A 15,451-nucleotide genomic window follows, 5' to 3' on the forward strand; every position below is an offset into this window, starting at 1 on the left:
GCACCGGCTGAGCGTCGCCGCGACCGGAGGTGATGCCGATGTCCCAGGCCCGTAAGACCATGCTGCTGACGGGTGCCAGCCGCGGCATCGGCCATGCCACGGTGAAGCGCTTCCAGGAGGAAGGCTGGCGCATCCTCACGGTGTCGCGCCAGCCCTTCGACGACGCCTGCGCCTGGCCCGAGGCGCGCGACAGCCACCTCCAGGCCGACCTCAGCGACCCGGTTCAGGTGGGCGAGCTCATCGCTCTGGTGAAGCAGCGCCTGGGCGACGGGCAGTTGCACGCACTGGTCAACAATGCCGGCATCTCGCCGAAGGGACCGGGCGGCGCCCGGTTGGGCGTGATGGCCACCGACTACGCCGCCTGGAACGCCGTGTTCAACGTGAACCTCTTTTCGATCGCGCTGCTGGCGCGTGGGCTGTTCGAGGAGCTGCGCGCGGCCGGCGGCTCGGTCGTCAACGTCACCTCGATCGTGGGTTCGCGCGTGCATCCTTTCGCCGGCACGGCCTATGCCTGCTCCAAGGCAGCGCTGGCGGCGCTGACGCGCGAGATGGCGCACGAGTTCGGGCAGGCCGGCATCCGCGTGAACGCCATCGCGCCGGGTGAGATCAGGACCTCGATCCTGTCGCCCGGCACCGACAGGATCGTGCAGGAGCAGATCCCGATGCGCCGGTTGGGCGAAGCGCGCGAGGTCGCGGAAACCATCCTCTACCTGTGCTCGCCGGCCTCTGCCTACATCAACGGCGCGGAGATCCACATCAACGGCGGCCAGCACGTCTGACGCAGGGCGCGTCGGCGCACGGTGTGAACAACCTGCGGGCAGGGCAGCGCCTTTTTGCCCAGTTCCTCGTCTTTGGTGACCGTATGCGGCCAGTATGCCGCCATCCCTTGCAACGGTCTGGTGTTCTGCGCAGGCTGCGGCGCCGGGCTGCGCCCGGGTCGCTGCATGGAGTACCTGAAATGCGTCCGCCCCGTTTTCCCGTGTCCTGCCGTTCCGCCCTCCTTCGCGATACGGTGCGCCCGGGGATGTCGGGGCTGCCGGCGTGACCGGCACGGTTCGCCTCGCGGCCGATATCGGCGGCACCTTCACCGACCTCGCGGCGGAACGCACCAGCGCCGCCGGCGTCGAGCGTTGGACGGCCAAGGTGCTCACCACCCCGGCCACGCCGGAAACGGGCCTGCTGGAAGGCGTTCGCGTGCTGCTGCGGAAGGCTGGACTGCAACCCTCCGATATCGCGGTGATGGTGCACGGCACGACGCTGGCCACCAACGCCATCATCGAGCGCAAGGGCGCCCGCACGGCGCTGCTGACCACGGAAGGCTTCCGCGACGTTCTCGCGCTCGGCAACGAGAGCCGCTACGACCAGTACGACCTCAACATCGCCCTGCCGGAACCGTTGGTGCCGCGCCGCCTGCGCCTGACGGTGCCCGAGCGCCTCGACAACGAAGGCAAGGTCCTGCGCCCGCTGGACGAGGCCGCAGTCCGGCAGCAGGTCACCGCGATGCGCGAAGCGGGCGTGGAAAGCTTGGCGATCGGCTTCATCCACGGCTTCGTGCAGCCGGTGCATGAGCGTCGCGCGGCCGAGATCGTGCGCGAGATGTGGCCGGAACTGCCGGTCTCGCTGTCGAGCGAGGTCAGTCCGGAGATGCGGGAATGGGAACGCTTCTCCACCACCGCCGCCAACGCCTACGTGCAGCCGCTGATGGCGCGCTACCTCGGCCTGCTGGAGCGCGGGCTGCGCGAGATGGGCATGGACGCGCCGGTCTTCATGATGCTGTCCGGCGGCGGCCTGACCACGCTGGATACTGCCGCGCGCTTCCCGATCCGGCTGGTGGAAAGCGGCCCGGCCGGCGGCGCCATCTTCTCGGCGCACGTCGCACGGCAGCGCGGGCTGGACAAGGTGCTGAGCTTCGACATGGGTGGCACCACGGCCAAGGTCTGCCTGATCGACGACTATGCGCCGCAGGCCAGCCGCACCTTCGAGGTCGCCCGCGTCGGCCGCTTCCGCAAGGGCTCCGGCCTGCCGCTGCGGATCCCCGTGCTGGAAATGGTGGAGATCGGCGCCGGCGGTGGCTCGCTCGCCAGCATCGACGCCCTGGGGCTGATCCAGGTCGGCCCGGAAAGCGCCGGGGCCGATCCGGGGCCGGCCTGCTACGGACGCGGTGGCACGAAGCCGGCCGTGACCGACAGCAACCTCCTGCTCGGCCGCTACGAGCCGACGCTCTTCGCGGGCGGCACGATGCAGCTGCAGCCGGAACGCTCACGCGAGGCGCTGCGGGAACATGTCGGCACCCGCCTGGGGCTGGAGCCTGAGATGGCGGCGCTGGGCGTGATCGAGATGGTGGACGAGAACATGGCCAATGCCGCGCGCGTCCACGCCATCGAATCCGGCAAGGGCTTCGAGGACCGCGCCATGATCGCCTTCGGCGGCGGCGGCCCGGTACACGGCTACCGCGTCGCGGAAAAGATCGGCATCCGCCGCGTGCTGGTGCCCTCGGGCGCCGGCGTCGGCTCCGCCATCGGCTTCCTGCGCGCGCCGGTGGGCTACGAGGTGGTGCGCTCGCTCTACCAGCGCTTCGCCAGCTTCGACCGCCTGGCGGTGAACGCCCTGCTCGAGGACATGGCGCGCGAGGCCGAGGCCATGGTGGCGCCCGGTGCCTTCGGGGCCCCCACCGCGCAGACCCGCACCGCCTACATGCGCTACGTCGGGCAGGGGCACGAGATCGCGGTGCCGCTGCCCCCGCGCGCGCTGGACGAGGCCGATGTCGCCGCCATCCGCGCGGCCTACGACGCGGAATATACCCGCTTCTACGACCGCCCCGTGCCGGGTTCCGACGTGGAGATCCTGACCTTCGCGCTGACCGTGGCGACCCTGACCGAGGCGGCCGAGCCGGTGGCCGAGCCCGAGCCCGCCCCGGCCGGCAGCCCGATCCGCCAGCAGCAGGTGCGCGACACGCTGAGCGGCACGGTCTCCGCCTGGCCGGTCTATGATCGCGAGGCGCTGCCGCCCGGCGCTGCCGTCCAGGGGCCCTGCATCATCGCCGAGACGGAAACCAGCACGCTGGTCGGCCCCGGCTGGACATGCCGCGCCGATGGCCTCGGCTACCTCGAACTGCTGCGGGAGACCGCGTGATGAACGACGCTTCGGTGACCCCCTCCGGCCAGCCGGATGCCCTGGCCACGATCCAGCGCCAGATCCAGTGGAACCGCCTGATCGCGGTGGTGGAGGAACAGGCGCAGACCATGATCCGCACCGCCTTCTCCACCACGGTGCGCGAGGCGGGAGACCTTTCCGCCGGGATCTTCGACCTTCAGGGCCGCATGCTGGCGCAGGCGGTGACCGGCACGCCCGGCCACGTGAACTCCATGATGGAGAGCGTGGGGCACTTCATGCGCAAGTTCCCGGTGGAGAGCATGCAGCCCGGGGACCACTATATCACCAACGATCCCTGGCTCGGCACCGGGCACCTGCATGACCTGACGGTGGTAACGCCGGCCTTCCGCGACGGCCACATCGTCGGCCTGTTCGCCAACACCGCGCACGTGATCGACGTGGGCGGCCGCGGCATGGGGCCGGACGCGCGCTCCGTCTACGAGGAAGGTCTCTACATCCCGATCATCAAGTGCTTTGACCGGGGCGTCGCCAACGAGACCTTCTTCGACATCCTGCGCATGGGCACGCGCACGCCGGCGGAGCTGGAGGGAGACGTTTACTCGCTCTGCGCCTGCAACGACGCCGGCGCGCGCCGCCTGGTCGAGATGATGGACGAGTTCTCGATGGACAGCCTCGACCCGCTGGCCAGCTTCATCTTCAGCAGCAGCCTGCGCGCCACGGTGGCCGAGATCGCCAAGCTGCCCGAGGGCACCTTCCGCGCCACCGTCCGCTCCGACGGCTACGAGGCGCCGGTGGACCTCGTGGCCGCCATGACGATCCGCCCCGACGCGATCGAGGTGGACTTCGCCGGAACCTCGGGCCTGTCGGGACGCGCCATCAACGTTCCGCCCGCCTACTGCCGCGCCTATGCCTGCTTCGGCATCAAGTGCGTCGTGGCACCGGAGATCCCCAACAACTGGGCGAGCCTGCAGCCCTTCCGCATGGTGATTCCCGAGGGCTGCATCCTCAACGCCCCGCGTCCCTACCCGGTGGCGGTGCGCCACATCGTCGGACAGCTGCTGCCCGACCTGATGATGGGCTGCCTGCACCAGGCGGTGCCGGACCGGGTGACGGCGGAAGGCTCCTCGGCGCTGTGGAACCCCCCGCTGCGCGGCGGCTCGGAGGTGAGCGGGCAGGGCGCCACGCTGCCGGATTTCGAGGTGATCACCTTCAACTCTGGCGGCACCGGCGCCCGCCCGCGGCTGGACGGGCTGGACGGCACGGCCTTCCCCTCGGGCGTTCGCACCGTCCCCGTGGAGGCCACCGAGAACGTCGCGCCGGTGATCTTCTGGCGCAAGGAGCTGCGCCCGGACTCCGGCGGTGCCGGCCGTACCCGCGGCGGCATGGGCCAGATCATGGAGATCGGCGCCAAGGGCGAGGCCGAATTCGCCGTGAATGCCATCTTCGACCGCGTCGACAACGCGCCACGCGGGCGCGATGGCGGGCAGGACGGCGCGCCGGGCTGGGTCGGGCTGGACGACGGCACGGTGCTGCGCGCCAAGGGCTACCAGACCGTGCCCGCGGGACGGCACCTGCTGCTCAAGCTGCCGGGCGGCGGCGGCATGGGCGACCCGGCCGAGCGCGATCCGGCGGCGCTGGAGCGTGACATCGCGGACGGGCTGGTGTCGCGCTGACACCCACCCGGTGACATCGCGACGGCCGCGTGACCGTCGCGACCGGCGGTCCGCCGCTCCCGGGAGCGGCAGTGGGCCATGGTCCGGGCCGCGACGCAGATGCCCGGACCCAGGCCGGAGCCGGTGCGGCCAGGCCAGCATCGGAAGCGCCCGTGAGCAGGCCAGGCCTCGGCTGAGCTGCCCCGGCCTCAGCCCAGCCGCAGCGCGTCCTCGAAGCGGATGCGCGGAAAGATTTCGAGCTGTCCCCCGCGCGTGGCGTTGCGCACCCAGCCGCCTTCCGCTTCCGCGAGGCGCCGGGCCAGCAGGAAGGCCGAGCAGATGTCGCGCCAGGAGGGCGGGATCCAGGGGCGGCCGCTGCGATAGCCGGGGATGAAGTGGTTGCCCTCGGCCGTGGCCAGACCGTCCAGCCCGGGCTCTACGCCGTGGAACGAGAAGTCGATGCCGTAGAAGACGAAGCGCCGCACGCCCATCCACCAGGCTACCTGCATCGCCGCGAAGAGCGAGGAGCCGCCGGCCCCCACGACCCGGCCGGGATCGAGCGAGAAGAGCGGTGGCCAGATCGAAAGCTGCCGCAACCAGATCCACTCACCGGGGATTGCGGGCCTGGACTCGGTGGCCAGGAACACGGTTCCCCCGGCCTCCGCCACGATTTCCTCGCCGAAGTCGGCGATCATCTGGCCATCCCCGCTGAAGGTGTAGCGGGGCCGCAGCGATGTGCCGCCATAGGCCAAGTGCAGGCGGTTGAAGCCGAAGCAGAGCTGCCCGCGCAGCGCGTCCAGATCCTCCGGCCGGACCGAGGGGCCGTTGCCGATCAGCCAGGCCGTGGCCCCAGCGTGGCGGTCGCGCAGTGCATCGAGGCGCCCGTCGCGGGCCTCCGGCGCGGCGAGCCAGCCACCCAGCGGGTTGGTCGGCAGGCCCCGACGCCCGTCCGCCGACACGGCGATGCTGTTCGGGCGGATCGGCAGCCGCGTCCGCAGGAGGCCGGGCGACGCCTTGATCATGCCTTCCAGCCGGTGATCGACCCAGAGCTGCGTGGCGATCCCCGGATCGCTCCAGGCCTGCGCCACCGCGCCGTCCCCGGTGGGCTCCAGGCTGACGAGGTCGGCGCGGTCCTCGATCACCTCGCCGGTCGCGACGGCCAGCAGTGGCTCCTTGCCCGCGGCGAGGAGCAGGCGCAGCTCGGAAGGCGCCATCCCCGGCGGCAGCACGGCGGTGCCTTCCACGCGCAGCTGCCCGGGCGCGCCGGGCAGGATCTCCACCCGGGCATTGCTCAGGGGACGCAGCGCCCGCATCTCACCGTGCAATGCCTCGGGCGGCTGATCGGTGAGCAGCCGCAGCCCCATCTGCAACAGCCCGTTGTGGCGGTTGAAGCGGACGGTGAGGCCTTCCACGCGGGCCACGGCGTTCGCCTCGGCAAGCTCGCTCATGCACGTTTCTCCAGCGATGCCACCAGGGCAAAGGCGAGCCCCTGCGTCGCCAGCCACCAGGGCTGCCAGACGCCGAAGGAGAACAGGAAGGTGACGGCGCCCGAGGCGAGCACCCCCAGCGCGGCCGGCCCCGGCGCGCGCAGCGCCAGCGCGGCCACGAGCATCGTGGCCAGCAGCAGTCCCACCCAACCCAGCTCGAGCTGCAGCTGCAGCGGACCGTCATGCGGATGCAGCGGCAGCAGCTCGACATCGTCGCGCGCGAAGAAGGCGCGCGCCTCAGGGCGTGTCTCGCCGATGCGATCAAGGTTCTCGGCGGGCACGCCACCATGGCCGCCGGGGATCACGCGGCTCGCTTCCAGGCCCCAGCCGAGCAGCGGGCGCTCCGCGGCGCGCTGATGCGCGAAATCCCAGATCAGGATGCGGTGCACCGCCGAGATCGGCAGGTGCGCCACGACGGAGGGCCGGCCCAGCATCGCGCCGAGGAAAGGCGCGATGAGGAAGCCGGCGACCAGTCCCGCCGCGATGAGCCGCCGCAGCCGCAGCCGCCGCGCCAGGACCGCCACGGCGGCCCCCAGCAGGGCCGCGATCTTGGCCGTGTCGCCCGGCAGCAGCACCACCGCCAGGACGCAGGCCGCCAGCGCCGCCAGCCGCACCGGGCGGGGAAAGGGCGTCGCGACGAGCAGCGGCAGCAGCAGCGCCGCCACCGAGCCTGCGGGCTTGAGGCCGAACTCGATGTCGGGCCGCGCGGCGGGGAGGCCGCGCACCAGGAGGCGCACGGCGTTGCCCGTCACGGCGTCCAGCAGCGCAAGCCCCAGGCCCAGCAGCAGCCCCCAGAACAAGGCCGTCCCGACGGCGCCGCCGTCCTCCGGCGCCACGGCGCGCGCCGCGGCGACGCTGAGCAGGACGATAGCCAGGAACTGCAGCCCGGTCGCGACGCTGCGCCCCGGCTCGGGCGCCCAGAGCGACGAGGCAAGACCCAGCGCCGCCAGCGCCAGCCAGCCCCACAGCATCCGCCCGTCGGGCCAGGGCCAGCGGCCGGTCGCCCGGCGGGAGGCCAGCACCGACAGCGCCAGGCAGACCAGCGCCAGCGGCGCCATGGCCTTGGATTGCAGCACCGCCGCCGCGGGCGCCAGCAGGGCGGCCGCCGCGACGGGAAAGGCGGCAGACCGCCAGCGCAAGGCGGTCAAACGACGGACAGGCTTTCCCGACGCAACTCGACCGTGAAGGCCTCCAGCGCCGCGCCGAAGCGCTCGAGCATCTCGTCCACTTCGCTCTCGGTGATGATCAGCGGGGGCGAGAAGGCGACGGCGTCGTTGGCCAAGCCGCGCACGATCACGCCGTGCGCCTCGCACAGCTTGGCCAGGCGCGCGCCCAGCTTGCGGGCAGGGTCGAAGTTGCGGTGCGTGGCCTTGTCCTCGACCATCTCGACGGCGGCGATCAGGCCCATGCCGCGGATCTCACCGATCAGCGGGTGGTCGGCGAAGCGGCGGCGCAGCTCGTTCTGCAGGTGCGCGCCCACCTGCCGGGAATGCCCGGCCACGTCCATTTCGTCATAGATCTTGAGCGTTTCCACCGCGACCGCGGCGGAGACCGGGTGGCCGGAATAGGTAAAGCCGTGACCCCAGGTGCCGATCTGGCTGCTGCCCTCGGCCAGCCCCTCGAAGATGCGCTCGTTCACCAGCACGCCCGAGATCGGCAGGAAGGAGGAGCTCAGCGCCTTGGCACAGGTCAGGATGTCGGGCTCCATCCCGAGGCTCTGCGAGCCCCAATAGGCGCCGGTCCGGCCGAAGCCGCAGATCACCTCGTCGGCCACCAGCAGCACGTCGTACTTGCGCAGGACGGCCTGCACCTTCTCGAAGTAGGTGCGCGGCGGCACGACGACGCCGCCCGCGCCCATGATCGGCTCGGCCCACATCGCGGCCACGGTGTCGGGCCCTTCGCGCAGGATCAGCGCCTCGATCTCGTCGGCGAGGCGCGAGGCGAAGGCTTCCTCCGACTCGCCGGGCTCCGCGCCGTGGTAATGGTGCGGGGCGGACACGTGGAAGATGCCGGCGATCGGCAGGTCGAACAGCTTGTGGTTCGCGGGCAGCCCGGTCAGCGAAGCGCTGGCCACCGTCACGCCGTGGTAGGCGCGCAGGCGCGAGATGATCTTCTTCTTCTGCGGCCGGCCGATGGCGTTGTTGTAGTACCAGACCATCTTGACCGCGCTGTCATTCGCCTCGGAGCCCGAGTTGGCGAGAAAGGCGCGCGCCATCGGCACCGGGGCGCGCTGCACCAGCATCTCGCTCAGCTCGATCATCGGCTCGTGCGCCTTGGCGCCGAAGGCGTGGTAGAAGGGCAGCTTGCGCATCTGCCGGTCCGCCGCCTCGCGCAGGCGCTCGTTGCTGAAGCCCAGCGAGGCGCACCAGAGGCCGGCCACCGCCTCGATGTATTCCTTGCCGCTCTCGTCCCAGACCCGCACGCCCTGGCCGCGCTCGATGATCAGCGAGCCGGTTTCGCGATGCGCCTTGTGCTCCGTGTAGGGATGCAGCGCGAAGGCGGCGTCGCGGGCGGCGGGGGAATTGGCGCGAGGGGGCATAGCGTGGCCTTCCAGGATAAAGGCGGCATTCTACGCCCGTCCTGCCCCACGCGCACAGGTGGCGGCGCGGCGATGGCGCCGCTTTCTCAGCCGGGCGAGGCGGCGCTGCCGATTGCCAGTCGCCGGCGCCGCTGACGCTCCTCCGTTGCCGTCGGCGCCGCGCCGCGGCGGGTGTTGCGAAGGTAGGCGGCGATGCGGTCGAATTCCGCCGCCTCGGGCCGGTCCTGGCCCGGGGCGGCGGTGCGATGGCTGGCCATCAGGGCCACGAGGTCCGTCAAGCCGATGGAACGGGTGCATTGCATCGCCGGCACTCCTGTCGCGTTGATGGCAGCAGGCTATGAGAACTTGCGTATCATTCGCAAGTGACAAACTGTGGGGAGCCCGATCGGGCCGACAGGGCTCCAGGAGGGGCGCTCGCCCCGGCGCCCCTGAACCTTCAGGCAGCAGCCAGCATGGGCGCGTCCATCGCCCGCAGCACCGGTGCCCCGTTGCCACGCAGCTCCAGCACGCCGCCGCGCGGAACTTCCTGCCAGGGTGCGCGGTCCTCGTCGATCGGCTCCGACACCAGCACGAGCCCGGCCTGGGTATGGCGAAAATAGAGCGACGGCGGTCGGGCGTCGCAGGCCCAGCGGAAGGCCCAAAGGTTCTCGCCGTCCGACAGCGCGGCCGTGAAGCGCAGCGGCGCCGCGATGCCCCGGTCCGACATGATGCGCCGGACCTGGTGCAGCGTGCGCGTCACCGCCGCCACAGGATCGTGCTCGAGCCCGCTCGCCAGCGCCGCCAGGAACAGCGCCTCGCTGTCGGTGGTGCCGCCGCGTGCGGTGTAGAGCGCGTCCGGGATCAGCGCCTCGACCTGCCGCCGCACCCGCGTCCACTCGCCGATCTGGCCGTTGTGCATGAACATCCAGCGGCCATGGACGTAGGGATGGCAGTTGGCGCGCGTGGTGGCGGTGCCGGTGGCGGCCCGGACATGGGCGAAGAACAGGCGGGAGCGGACCTGCGAGGCGATGGAGCGGAGGTTCTCGTCCGACCAGGCGGGGCGCACCTCCCGGTAAAGGCCCGGCTCCTCGCGCTCACCGTACCAGCCCAGGCCGAAGCCGTCGCCGTTGGTCTCGGTCTTGCACTCCGTGGCGTGCAGCGACTGGTGGATCAACGAGTGGCAGGGCGCCGCCACCAGCGTGTCCATCAGGATGGGTTCGCCACGGTAGGCCAGGAAGCGACACACGGGCCGGACCTCAAGAGGATGTGAGGTTTGAAGCCTAGGAGCCCACCGGAGCCGTGTGAAGCAGGAACTTCAAACCCGGCGGTTAACTTACTGTATCGAGGCGGAAACAGGTAGCTGGACGCTGTGAGCGGACGGCCGGGTCGCGTGACCCGGCCGGACGGCATCCTTAGCCTTCCGTCTTGCTCTTCATCAGGGCCTTGGCTTCCTCGGCGCTCGACACGCCGCCATGGGAGCCGGACCAGCTGACGGGATCCTCCAGGAACTTCCGCACCTCGCGCAGGGCGCTCTCGTCGAAGTAGGGGCGCTCGCGGCAGACCTCCAGCACGTCCCACCAGGTGCAGAGGTGGTGCAGGTTCAGGTTCATCTGCTTCATGGTGTCGAAGGCGCCGGGGAAGACGCCGTAGAAGAACACCACGAAGGTGTGGTCGCAGATCGCGCCGGCATCGCGCAGCGCCTGGGCGAAGCGGATCTTGGAGCCGCCGTCGGTGGTCAGGTCCTCCACCAGCAGGGTCTGCTTGCCCTCGGGCACGTCGCCCTCGATCTGGGCGTTGCGGCCGAAGCCCTTGGGCTTCTTCCGGACATAGGCCATCGGCGCCATCATCCGGTCCGCAATCCAGGCGGCGTAGGGGATGCCGGCGGTCTCGCCGCCCACCACCGCCTCGATGGTCTCGAAGCCGATGTGGCGGCCGATCTTCTCCACCGCCAGCTCGCAGATCTTGTTGCGAGCACGCGGGAAGTAGATGATCCGGCGGCAATCGATGTAGACGGGGCTCTTCCAGCCCGAAGTGAAGGTGTAGGGCTCTTCCGGACGGAAGTTGACCGCCTTGATCTCCAGCAGGATGCGCGCTGTGGTCAGCGCGGCGTCGCGGTCCCAGTCAGAGGCGTGTCGGGCGGTCATGTTGAGTTCTCCAGGTTGCCCGTCCGTTAGCCTCCGCGCGCGGCGGCGTCCATGACCGATACGTGGCCAGCGGGCGCGCAGGTGGAAACACGCCCGGCGCCGATCTGGGTACTGGCCGATCCCCGTGCCGGCACGGCCGCCCAGGCGCTGGGCATCGCCGAGCGCCTGGGCCAGCCCTTCCGCACCGTAACGCTGGAATGGTCGCCGCTGGCGCGCCTGCCCTGGCCATTGCCCACGCTGGCCGGGCTGACGCCGCGGGCGCGGGAGGCCCTGGGGACCGAGGTGCCGGCGCTGGTGCTCTCGGCCGGGCGGCGCTCCGCCCCGGTGGCCCTGTGGCTGCGCCGGCGCGGGGCACGCGTGGTGCATTGCATGCGGCCGGGCTTCGCGGCGGGACAGTTTGATCGCCTCGTGCTCGGGCGGCACGACCTGCCGGCGAAATCCGGCTGGCCGAGCAACGTCGTGCCCGTGCTCGGCGCCACCCACCGGATTTCGCCGGAGCGGCTGCTGCGGGAACGTGCCGCCCACGAGGCGCTCTCGGCCCTGCCGGGGCCGCGGACCGTGCTGCTGCTGGGCGGCCCCGTGCGCGGCGAGGGCATGGTGCCCGCCGAGGCCGCCGCCATCGCCGGGCGCCTGGCCGCCGAGGCCCGCGCCTCTGGCGGCAGCGTCCTGGCGTCCACCAGCCGGCGCACCGGCGATGCCGCCGCCGCAGCCGTAGCGGCCGCCCTCGGAAACACGCCGGGCCGGCTGTTCCGCTGGGGCGAGGCGGGACCCAATCCTTTCGCGGGGTTCCTGGCCTGGGCCGACCGGATCGTGGTGACCGGCGACAGCGTGTCCATGATCTCCGAGGCGCTCGCGACCACGGCGCCGGTCTTCGTCGCCCGGGCCGGCGGTGCGCGCCGTCATGCCCGCCTCCATCGCACTCTGTTCGAGGCGGGGCAGGCGCGGCCCTTCGATGGCGACCTGTCGCCCTTTGATCGGGCGCCGCTGGACGAGAGTGCCCGAGTGGCGGCGCTCCTCGTCCAGGCCGGGCTGGTTCCCACCGGAGCCGCCGCCGGCTGAGGCCGGGGCGCGGTCCCGCTGAAGCATCGTTGACGTGGCCGGTGGATGGTCCTCACGGCTTCACTGCCGGGGCAGCGCGGCGGCCGGTGGACCGTGGCCGGCGCAGCCCTGCCGCCTCGCCCGGGTTCAGCCGCCCGTCAGCTCAGCCGCACACTGGGCTTCGCCAGGCGCTGCAAGCCCTCGGCCGCCCAGATCAGCGGGACGCGCCAAGGACCGTGCACCACGAGCTGATATTGCCGGTACAGCATGTTGTAGCTGAACTGCGCGAAGCGGCCCTCGATGAAGCCGCCCGGCAGCACCCCGAGTCGCCCGAGGCTGCCGAAGGCGTCGTAGCCGCCCAGCGACACCAACGAGCCGCGCTCCTTGTAGCGGAACGGGGTGAGCGGGCTGCCGTTCAGGAATTCGGGAAGCGTTTTCGCCAGGTGCGCTGCCTGCTGATGCGCGACCTGCGCCGTGGCGGGCAGGGGACGCTCGGAGCCCGGCGGCGTCAGCGCGGCGCAGTCGCCCAGCGCGAAGATGTGCTCGTCCGCCGTGGTCTGCAGCCCCGGCGTCACCACCAGCCGGTTGGCGCGGTCGGTCGCCAGCCCGTCGATCCCGGCCAGCACCGCGGGCGCGCGGATGCCCGCCGCCCAAACCTTGAGTGTCGCCTCGACGCGCCGGCCGGAGCGCAGCGTCAGGCCCCCGGCGTCCACCGAGGCAACCGGATCGCCCGTCAGCACCTCGACGCCCAGCCGCCCGAGCGCCGCGCCTGCGGCGGTGGAAACGCGTTCCGGCAGGGCTGGCAGGATCCGCGGTGCCGCCTCGATCAGCGTCAGCCGCAGGCGCGCGCGCAACCCGGGCAACCCGTAGCCGGAGGCGAGGTCGAGCGCGTGGTTGATCTCGCCCGCGAGTTCCGTGCCGGTGGCACCGGCGCCGACGACGGCCAGCGTCAGCTCGGGCTTGTCAGGGGCGGCGAGGATGCGGATGACCTCCTCGCGCAGCGCGACGTTGAAGGCTTCCGCCTGGTCGCGGCTGTCGATGAAGCGGCAGTGCTCCGTCACGCCGGGCGTGCGGAAGTCGTCGGCATGGCTGCCGATCGCCAGCACCAGGATGTCGTAAGGCAGCCGCGTGGTGACCGTGTCCTCACCCCGCTCGTTCTGCAGCGTTCCCAGCGTCACCTGCCGGTGCTCCCGGTCGAGTGCCCGGAGCATGCCTGGCCAGAAGGTGAAGCCGTGCCGCCTGGCATGGGCGAGGTAGGACACCTGTTCCGTGGCAGTATCCAGCGTTCCGGCCGCGACCTCGTGCAGCCTTGGCTTCCAGACGTAGCTGCCGCTGCGATCCACCAAAGTGATGTCGAGCCTCGGGCCGCCGCGCCGGCCGGAAAGCCGGGTGGCGAGGTCGAGCCCCGCGGCGCCACCACCCACGATCACGACGCGCCTGGGTGTCACCGCAACGCTTCCCTTGTTCGTCATGGCGGGCTCGTGACTCCAGGTTCTACCATTCAAGCTTGGAACGCTCTGGTGGATGCACCATTTTCTCGCCAATGCCCGTGGCTGCATAGCTAGAGCCTCGAAGCTGGCGTGCAGACGGGCGCGGGGCAGCCGCGTCGCAGTGTTTGCCTCAACGCCGACCGTGAAGGCGCGACTGGCAACATGGTTGCGCGGCGTGAGCATGGCGGCAGCCGCCGTCGTTGCTGAGGCAGGTTGTGCCGCGCTCGTCTCGACACTTGAAGAGCCATTCAGGTGAGAATATAACTTGGCAAATGGTTGCGAGCGATTCTCATCCGGGTCGCAGCATAGGAGTATCCGATGGGCAACGACTTCAGCCACATCACCCGCAATTGCGAGCGTGCCGTGGTGACGGCCTATCGGGAGCTGCGGATCGGCGGCAGCGACGACCTGTCCTCGTTCCGCGCCTGCACGACGCTGTACCGCATCCATCACCCGGAAGCCTCGGTGAGCGAGGCGCAGCGTCTCGTGGCGGAGTGGGTGGACCATCACCTCGTGCGTGGCGAGAAGGGCCCGACCAGCGGCTGCGAGTGTGACTGACGCGATCTGCGGTGGCTGAGGGTGGCGGCCGGAACGCGCCGCCTCGAAACCGCCGCCTTTGCCGGGCGTAATCTCCGGCAGCCATGATGCGATTTAAATCTCTCGTTTCCTCCACGGCCCTGTCGCTGATCCTCGCCGCGGCAGCGTCGCAGACGGCTTCCGCGCAGTCGGCCTCGGGCAGCAGCCACGTCCTGCAGCGCTCCGGCTCCTGGACCACCTCCTACAACAGCGTCGCTTCGGGCGGCGGCCAGTGCGTGATCGCCCGGCAGCTGCTCGGCCGCGGCTTCCTGGTGCGCGGCGCGCCGGACGGGACCCCTGCCAGGGTGCAGATCTTTCGCGACAGCTGGCGGGTGCCGCCCAATGTCAGCATGAACGTCGCCTTCGACGTCGACGGCCGCACGCAGTGGATCGGCCAGTTCGCCGCACCTCCACCCGACCGCGACCTGTCCGGCCGCAACCGCGAAACGGTGATCGAGGCCGAGTTCCCCAACTCCGAGACGGCGGTGCGCTTCCTGTCCGGCTTCGCGGGCGGGCGGTTGATGACGATCCGCTTCCTGGATGGCAACGAGGGCACCTGGCGCGCGCCGCTCGACGGGTCCAGCCGGGCCGTCACCGCCTACGGCGACTGCCTGCGCGCCTCGGGCGGCACGCAGCCCTTCAGCGCGCCGGCGGCCAGCGCCACCGGCGCGACGCAGCCCTTCAACGCGCCGGCGAACTGAGCTCCGCCGGGCTGCGCCCGGACCAGCGGATCGAGGCCCGGGCCAGGGCATCGATCGTGTCCACCACGGGGAAGGGCAGCGTCGGTCCCGCCGCGATGCCCAGCGGAATCTCGGTGCAGCCCAGCACCACCGCCGCGGCGCCGCGGCGGATCAGCCGGGCCGCGGCCTCGGCCAGCGGCGCGTAGGCCTCGGCCACGCGGTTGCTCTTCACCAGCGCGATCCCCGGCGTCACCAGTTCCGCCATCTCCCCTGCCTCGGGCGTGATCACCGCGTGTCCGAGGGCGCCGAAGCGTTCCTGGTACAATCCCATGGCCAAGGTCGCGGCGGTTCCCATGACGCCTACTGTCGCGCCCTCGAGCGACTGGCGCCGGAGGTCCTCGGCCGCCGAGTCGACGATGTGCAGGATCGGCAGGCTCGTGGCCGCCTGCATCTGGTCGAACCACCCGTGGGCGGTGTTGCAGGGAATGGCGATGGCCCGGCAGCCGGCGGCTTCGAGCCCGCGCAACCCGTGCAGCAGGGCGGGCAGGGGGTCCTCGCCGCCGCGCAGCCGTGCCTCGGTGCGGTCCGGCACCGTGGGATCGGACCAGAGCACGGCGGGGATGTGATCCTGATCCCGCTCAGCCGGTGTCAGCAGCGTCAGCCGCAGCAGGAACTGCGCCCCGGCCAAGGGCCCCATGCCGCCCAGGATCCCCAACATCATCCCTACTCCGCCATGATCCGCTCGCCTCGAA

14 protein-coding genes are annotated in these 15,451 nt (G+C 71.3%); 6 read left to right on the top strand and 8 right to left on the bottom strand.

What is annotated here, in order from left to right; genetic code table 11:
- The first annotated feature begins 38 nt into the window (after window positions 1-38).
- From ACFFGY_RS08105 to ACFFGY_RS08115, 3 genes are all read left to right on the top strand, one after another.
- Window positions 39-779, top strand: coding sequence for an SDR family NAD(P)-dependent oxidoreductase (locus tag ACFFGY_RS08105; protein WP_377043955.1), 741 nt, complete (start codon window positions 39-41; stop codon window positions 777-779).
- A 262-nt stretch (window positions 780-1,041) separates the two neighbouring features.
- Complete coding sequence (locus tag ACFFGY_RS08110; RefSeq protein WP_377043956.1) at window positions 1,042-3,132, top strand: hydantoinase/oxoprolinase family protein; 2,091 nt, start codon at window positions 1,042-1,044, stop codon at window positions 3,130-3,132.
- On the top strand, window positions 3,132-4,787 hold the full coding sequence (locus ACFFGY_RS08115) for a hydantoinase B/oxoprolinase family protein (RefSeq protein WP_377043957.1): 1,656 nt from the start codon (window positions 3,132-3,134) through the stop codon (window positions 4,785-4,787). Before ACFFGY_RS08110 ends, ACFFGY_RS08115 begins: the two co-directional genes overlap by 1 nt.
- A gap of 188 nt (window positions 4,788-4,975) precedes the next feature.
- Here ACFFGY_RS08115 and ACFFGY_RS08120 read toward each other — a convergent pair whose 3' ends face one another.
- The 6 genes from ACFFGY_RS08120 to ACFFGY_RS08145 form a co-directional block, all read right to left on the bottom strand.
- Complete coding sequence (locus tag ACFFGY_RS08120) at window positions 4,976-6,214, bottom strand: hypothetical protein (protein WP_377043958.1); 1,239 nt, start codon at window positions 6,212-6,214, stop codon at window positions 4,976-4,978.
- Window positions 6,211-7,401 carry an O-antigen ligase family protein gene (locus tag ACFFGY_RS08125; RefSeq protein WP_377043959.1) on the bottom strand — a complete coding sequence of 397 codons (1,191 nt, stop codon included), beginning with the start codon at window positions 7,399-7,401 and terminating at the stop codon, window positions 6,211-6,213. The genes ACFFGY_RS08120 and ACFFGY_RS08125 overlap by 4 nt, the downstream gene beginning before the upstream one ends.
- Window positions 7,398-8,792 carry an aspartate aminotransferase family protein gene (locus ACFFGY_RS08130; protein ID WP_377043960.1) on the bottom strand — a complete coding sequence of 465 codons (1,395 nt, stop codon included), beginning with the start codon at window positions 8,790-8,792 and terminating at the stop codon, window positions 7,398-7,400. Before ACFFGY_RS08130 ends, ACFFGY_RS08125 begins: the two co-directional genes overlap by 4 nt.
- An 86-nt stretch (window positions 8,793-8,878) precedes the next feature.
- A complete protein-coding gene (locus ACFFGY_RS08135) occupies window positions 8,879-9,094 on the bottom strand; it encodes a hypothetical protein (protein WP_377043961.1) in 216 nt (71 codons plus the stop codon).
- Between the two features lie 134 nt (window positions 9,095-9,228).
- The gene (locus ACFFGY_RS08140) at window positions 9,229-10,017 is read right to left on the bottom strand and encodes a class II glutamine amidotransferase (protein WP_377043962.1); all 789 of its coding nucleotides are present in this window, start codon (window positions 10,015-10,017) and stop codon (window positions 9,229-9,231) included.
- A 166-nt stretch (window positions 10,018-10,183) separates the two neighbouring features.
- Window positions 10,184-10,915: an orotate phosphoribosyltransferase gene (locus ACFFGY_RS08145; RefSeq protein WP_377043963.1), complete on the bottom strand. Its 732-nt coding sequence runs from the start codon at window positions 10,913-10,915 to the stop codon at window positions 10,184-10,186.
- A 51-nt stretch (window positions 10,916-10,966) separates the two neighbouring features.
- Between ACFFGY_RS08145 and ACFFGY_RS08150 the strand changes: the two genes are divergently transcribed.
- A complete protein-coding gene (locus ACFFGY_RS08150; protein WP_377043964.1) occupies window positions 10,967-11,974 on the top strand; it encodes a mitochondrial fission ELM1 family protein in 1,008 nt (335 codons plus the stop codon).
- A 137-nt stretch (window positions 11,975-12,111) separates the two neighbouring features.
- On the opposite strand, the gene ACFFGY_RS08155 is transcribed toward ACFFGY_RS08150, so the two are convergent.
- On the bottom strand, window positions 12,112-13,401 hold the full coding sequence (locus ACFFGY_RS08155) for an NAD(P)/FAD-dependent oxidoreductase (RefSeq protein WP_377043965.1): 1,290 nt from the start codon (window positions 13,399-13,401) through the stop codon (window positions 12,112-12,114).
- Window positions 13,402-13,761: 360 nt separating this feature from the next.
- Here ACFFGY_RS08155 and ACFFGY_RS08160 point away from each other — a divergent pair, with 360 nt between their 5' ends.
- A complete protein-coding gene (locus ACFFGY_RS08160; RefSeq protein WP_377043966.1) occupies window positions 13,762-14,001 on the top strand; it encodes a hypothetical protein in 240 nt (79 codons plus the stop codon).
- Between the two features lie 83 nt (window positions 14,002-14,084).
- Window positions 14,085-14,720 carry a hypothetical protein gene (locus tag ACFFGY_RS08165; RefSeq protein ID WP_377043967.1) on the top strand — a complete coding sequence of 212 codons (636 nt, stop codon included), beginning with the start codon at window positions 14,085-14,087 and terminating at the stop codon, window positions 14,718-14,720.
- Here ACFFGY_RS08165 and cuyB read toward each other — a convergent pair.
- Window positions 14,701-15,420 carry a cysteate racemase gene (cuyB, locus tag ACFFGY_RS08170; RefSeq protein WP_377043968.1) on the bottom strand — a complete coding sequence of 240 codons (720 nt, stop codon included), beginning with the start codon at window positions 15,418-15,420 and terminating at the stop codon, window positions 14,701-14,703. The two genes, ACFFGY_RS08165 and cuyB, sit on opposite strands and share 20 nt — an antisense overlap.
- Window positions 15,421-15,451 lie beyond the last annotated feature (31 nt).

Source organism: Roseomonas elaeocarpi, from assembly GCF_042433915.1.
GTDB classification, from domain to species: domain Bacteria; phylum Pseudomonadota; class Alphaproteobacteria; order Acetobacterales; family Acetobacteraceae; genus Roseomonas; species Roseomonas elaeocarpi.

Coding starts and splice junctions, on each gene's coding strand:
- ACFFGY_RS08165 (WP_377043967.1), top strand. CDS start 14,085: ATGATGCGATTTAAATCTCTCGTTTCCTCCACGGCCCTGTCGCTGATC.
- ACFFGY_RS08135 (WP_377043961.1), bottom strand. CDS start 9,094: ATGCAATGCACCCGTTCCATCGGCTTGACGGACCTCGTGGCCCTGATG.
- ACFFGY_RS08105 (WP_377043955.1), top strand. CDS start 39: ATGTCCCAGGCCCGTAAGACCATGCTGCTGACGGGTGCCAGCCGCGGC.
- ACFFGY_RS08145 (WP_377043963.1), bottom strand. CDS start 10,915: ATGACCGCCCGACACGCCTCTGACTGGGACCGCGACGCCGCGCTGACC.
- ACFFGY_RS08115 (WP_377043957.1), top strand. CDS start 3,132: ATGAACGACGCTTCGGTGACCCCCTCCGGCCAGCCGGATGCCCTGGCC.
- ACFFGY_RS08130 (WP_377043960.1), bottom strand. CDS start 8,792: ATGCCCCCTCGCGCCAATTCCCCCGCCGCCCGCGACGCCGCCTTCGCG.
- cuyB (WP_377043968.1), bottom strand. CDS start 15,420: ATGATGTTGGGGATCCTGGGCGGCATGGGGCCCTTGGCCGGGGCGCAG.
- ACFFGY_RS08160 (WP_377043966.1), top strand. CDS start 13,762: ATGGGCAACGACTTCAGCCACATCACCCGCAATTGCGAGCGTGCCGTG.
- ACFFGY_RS08150 (WP_377043964.1), top strand. CDS start 10,967: ATGACCGATACGTGGCCAGCGGGCGCGCAGGTGGAAACACGCCCGGCG.
- ACFFGY_RS08120 (WP_377043958.1), bottom strand. CDS start 6,214: ATGAGCGAGCTTGCCGAGGCGAACGCCGTGGCCCGCGTGGAAGGCCTC.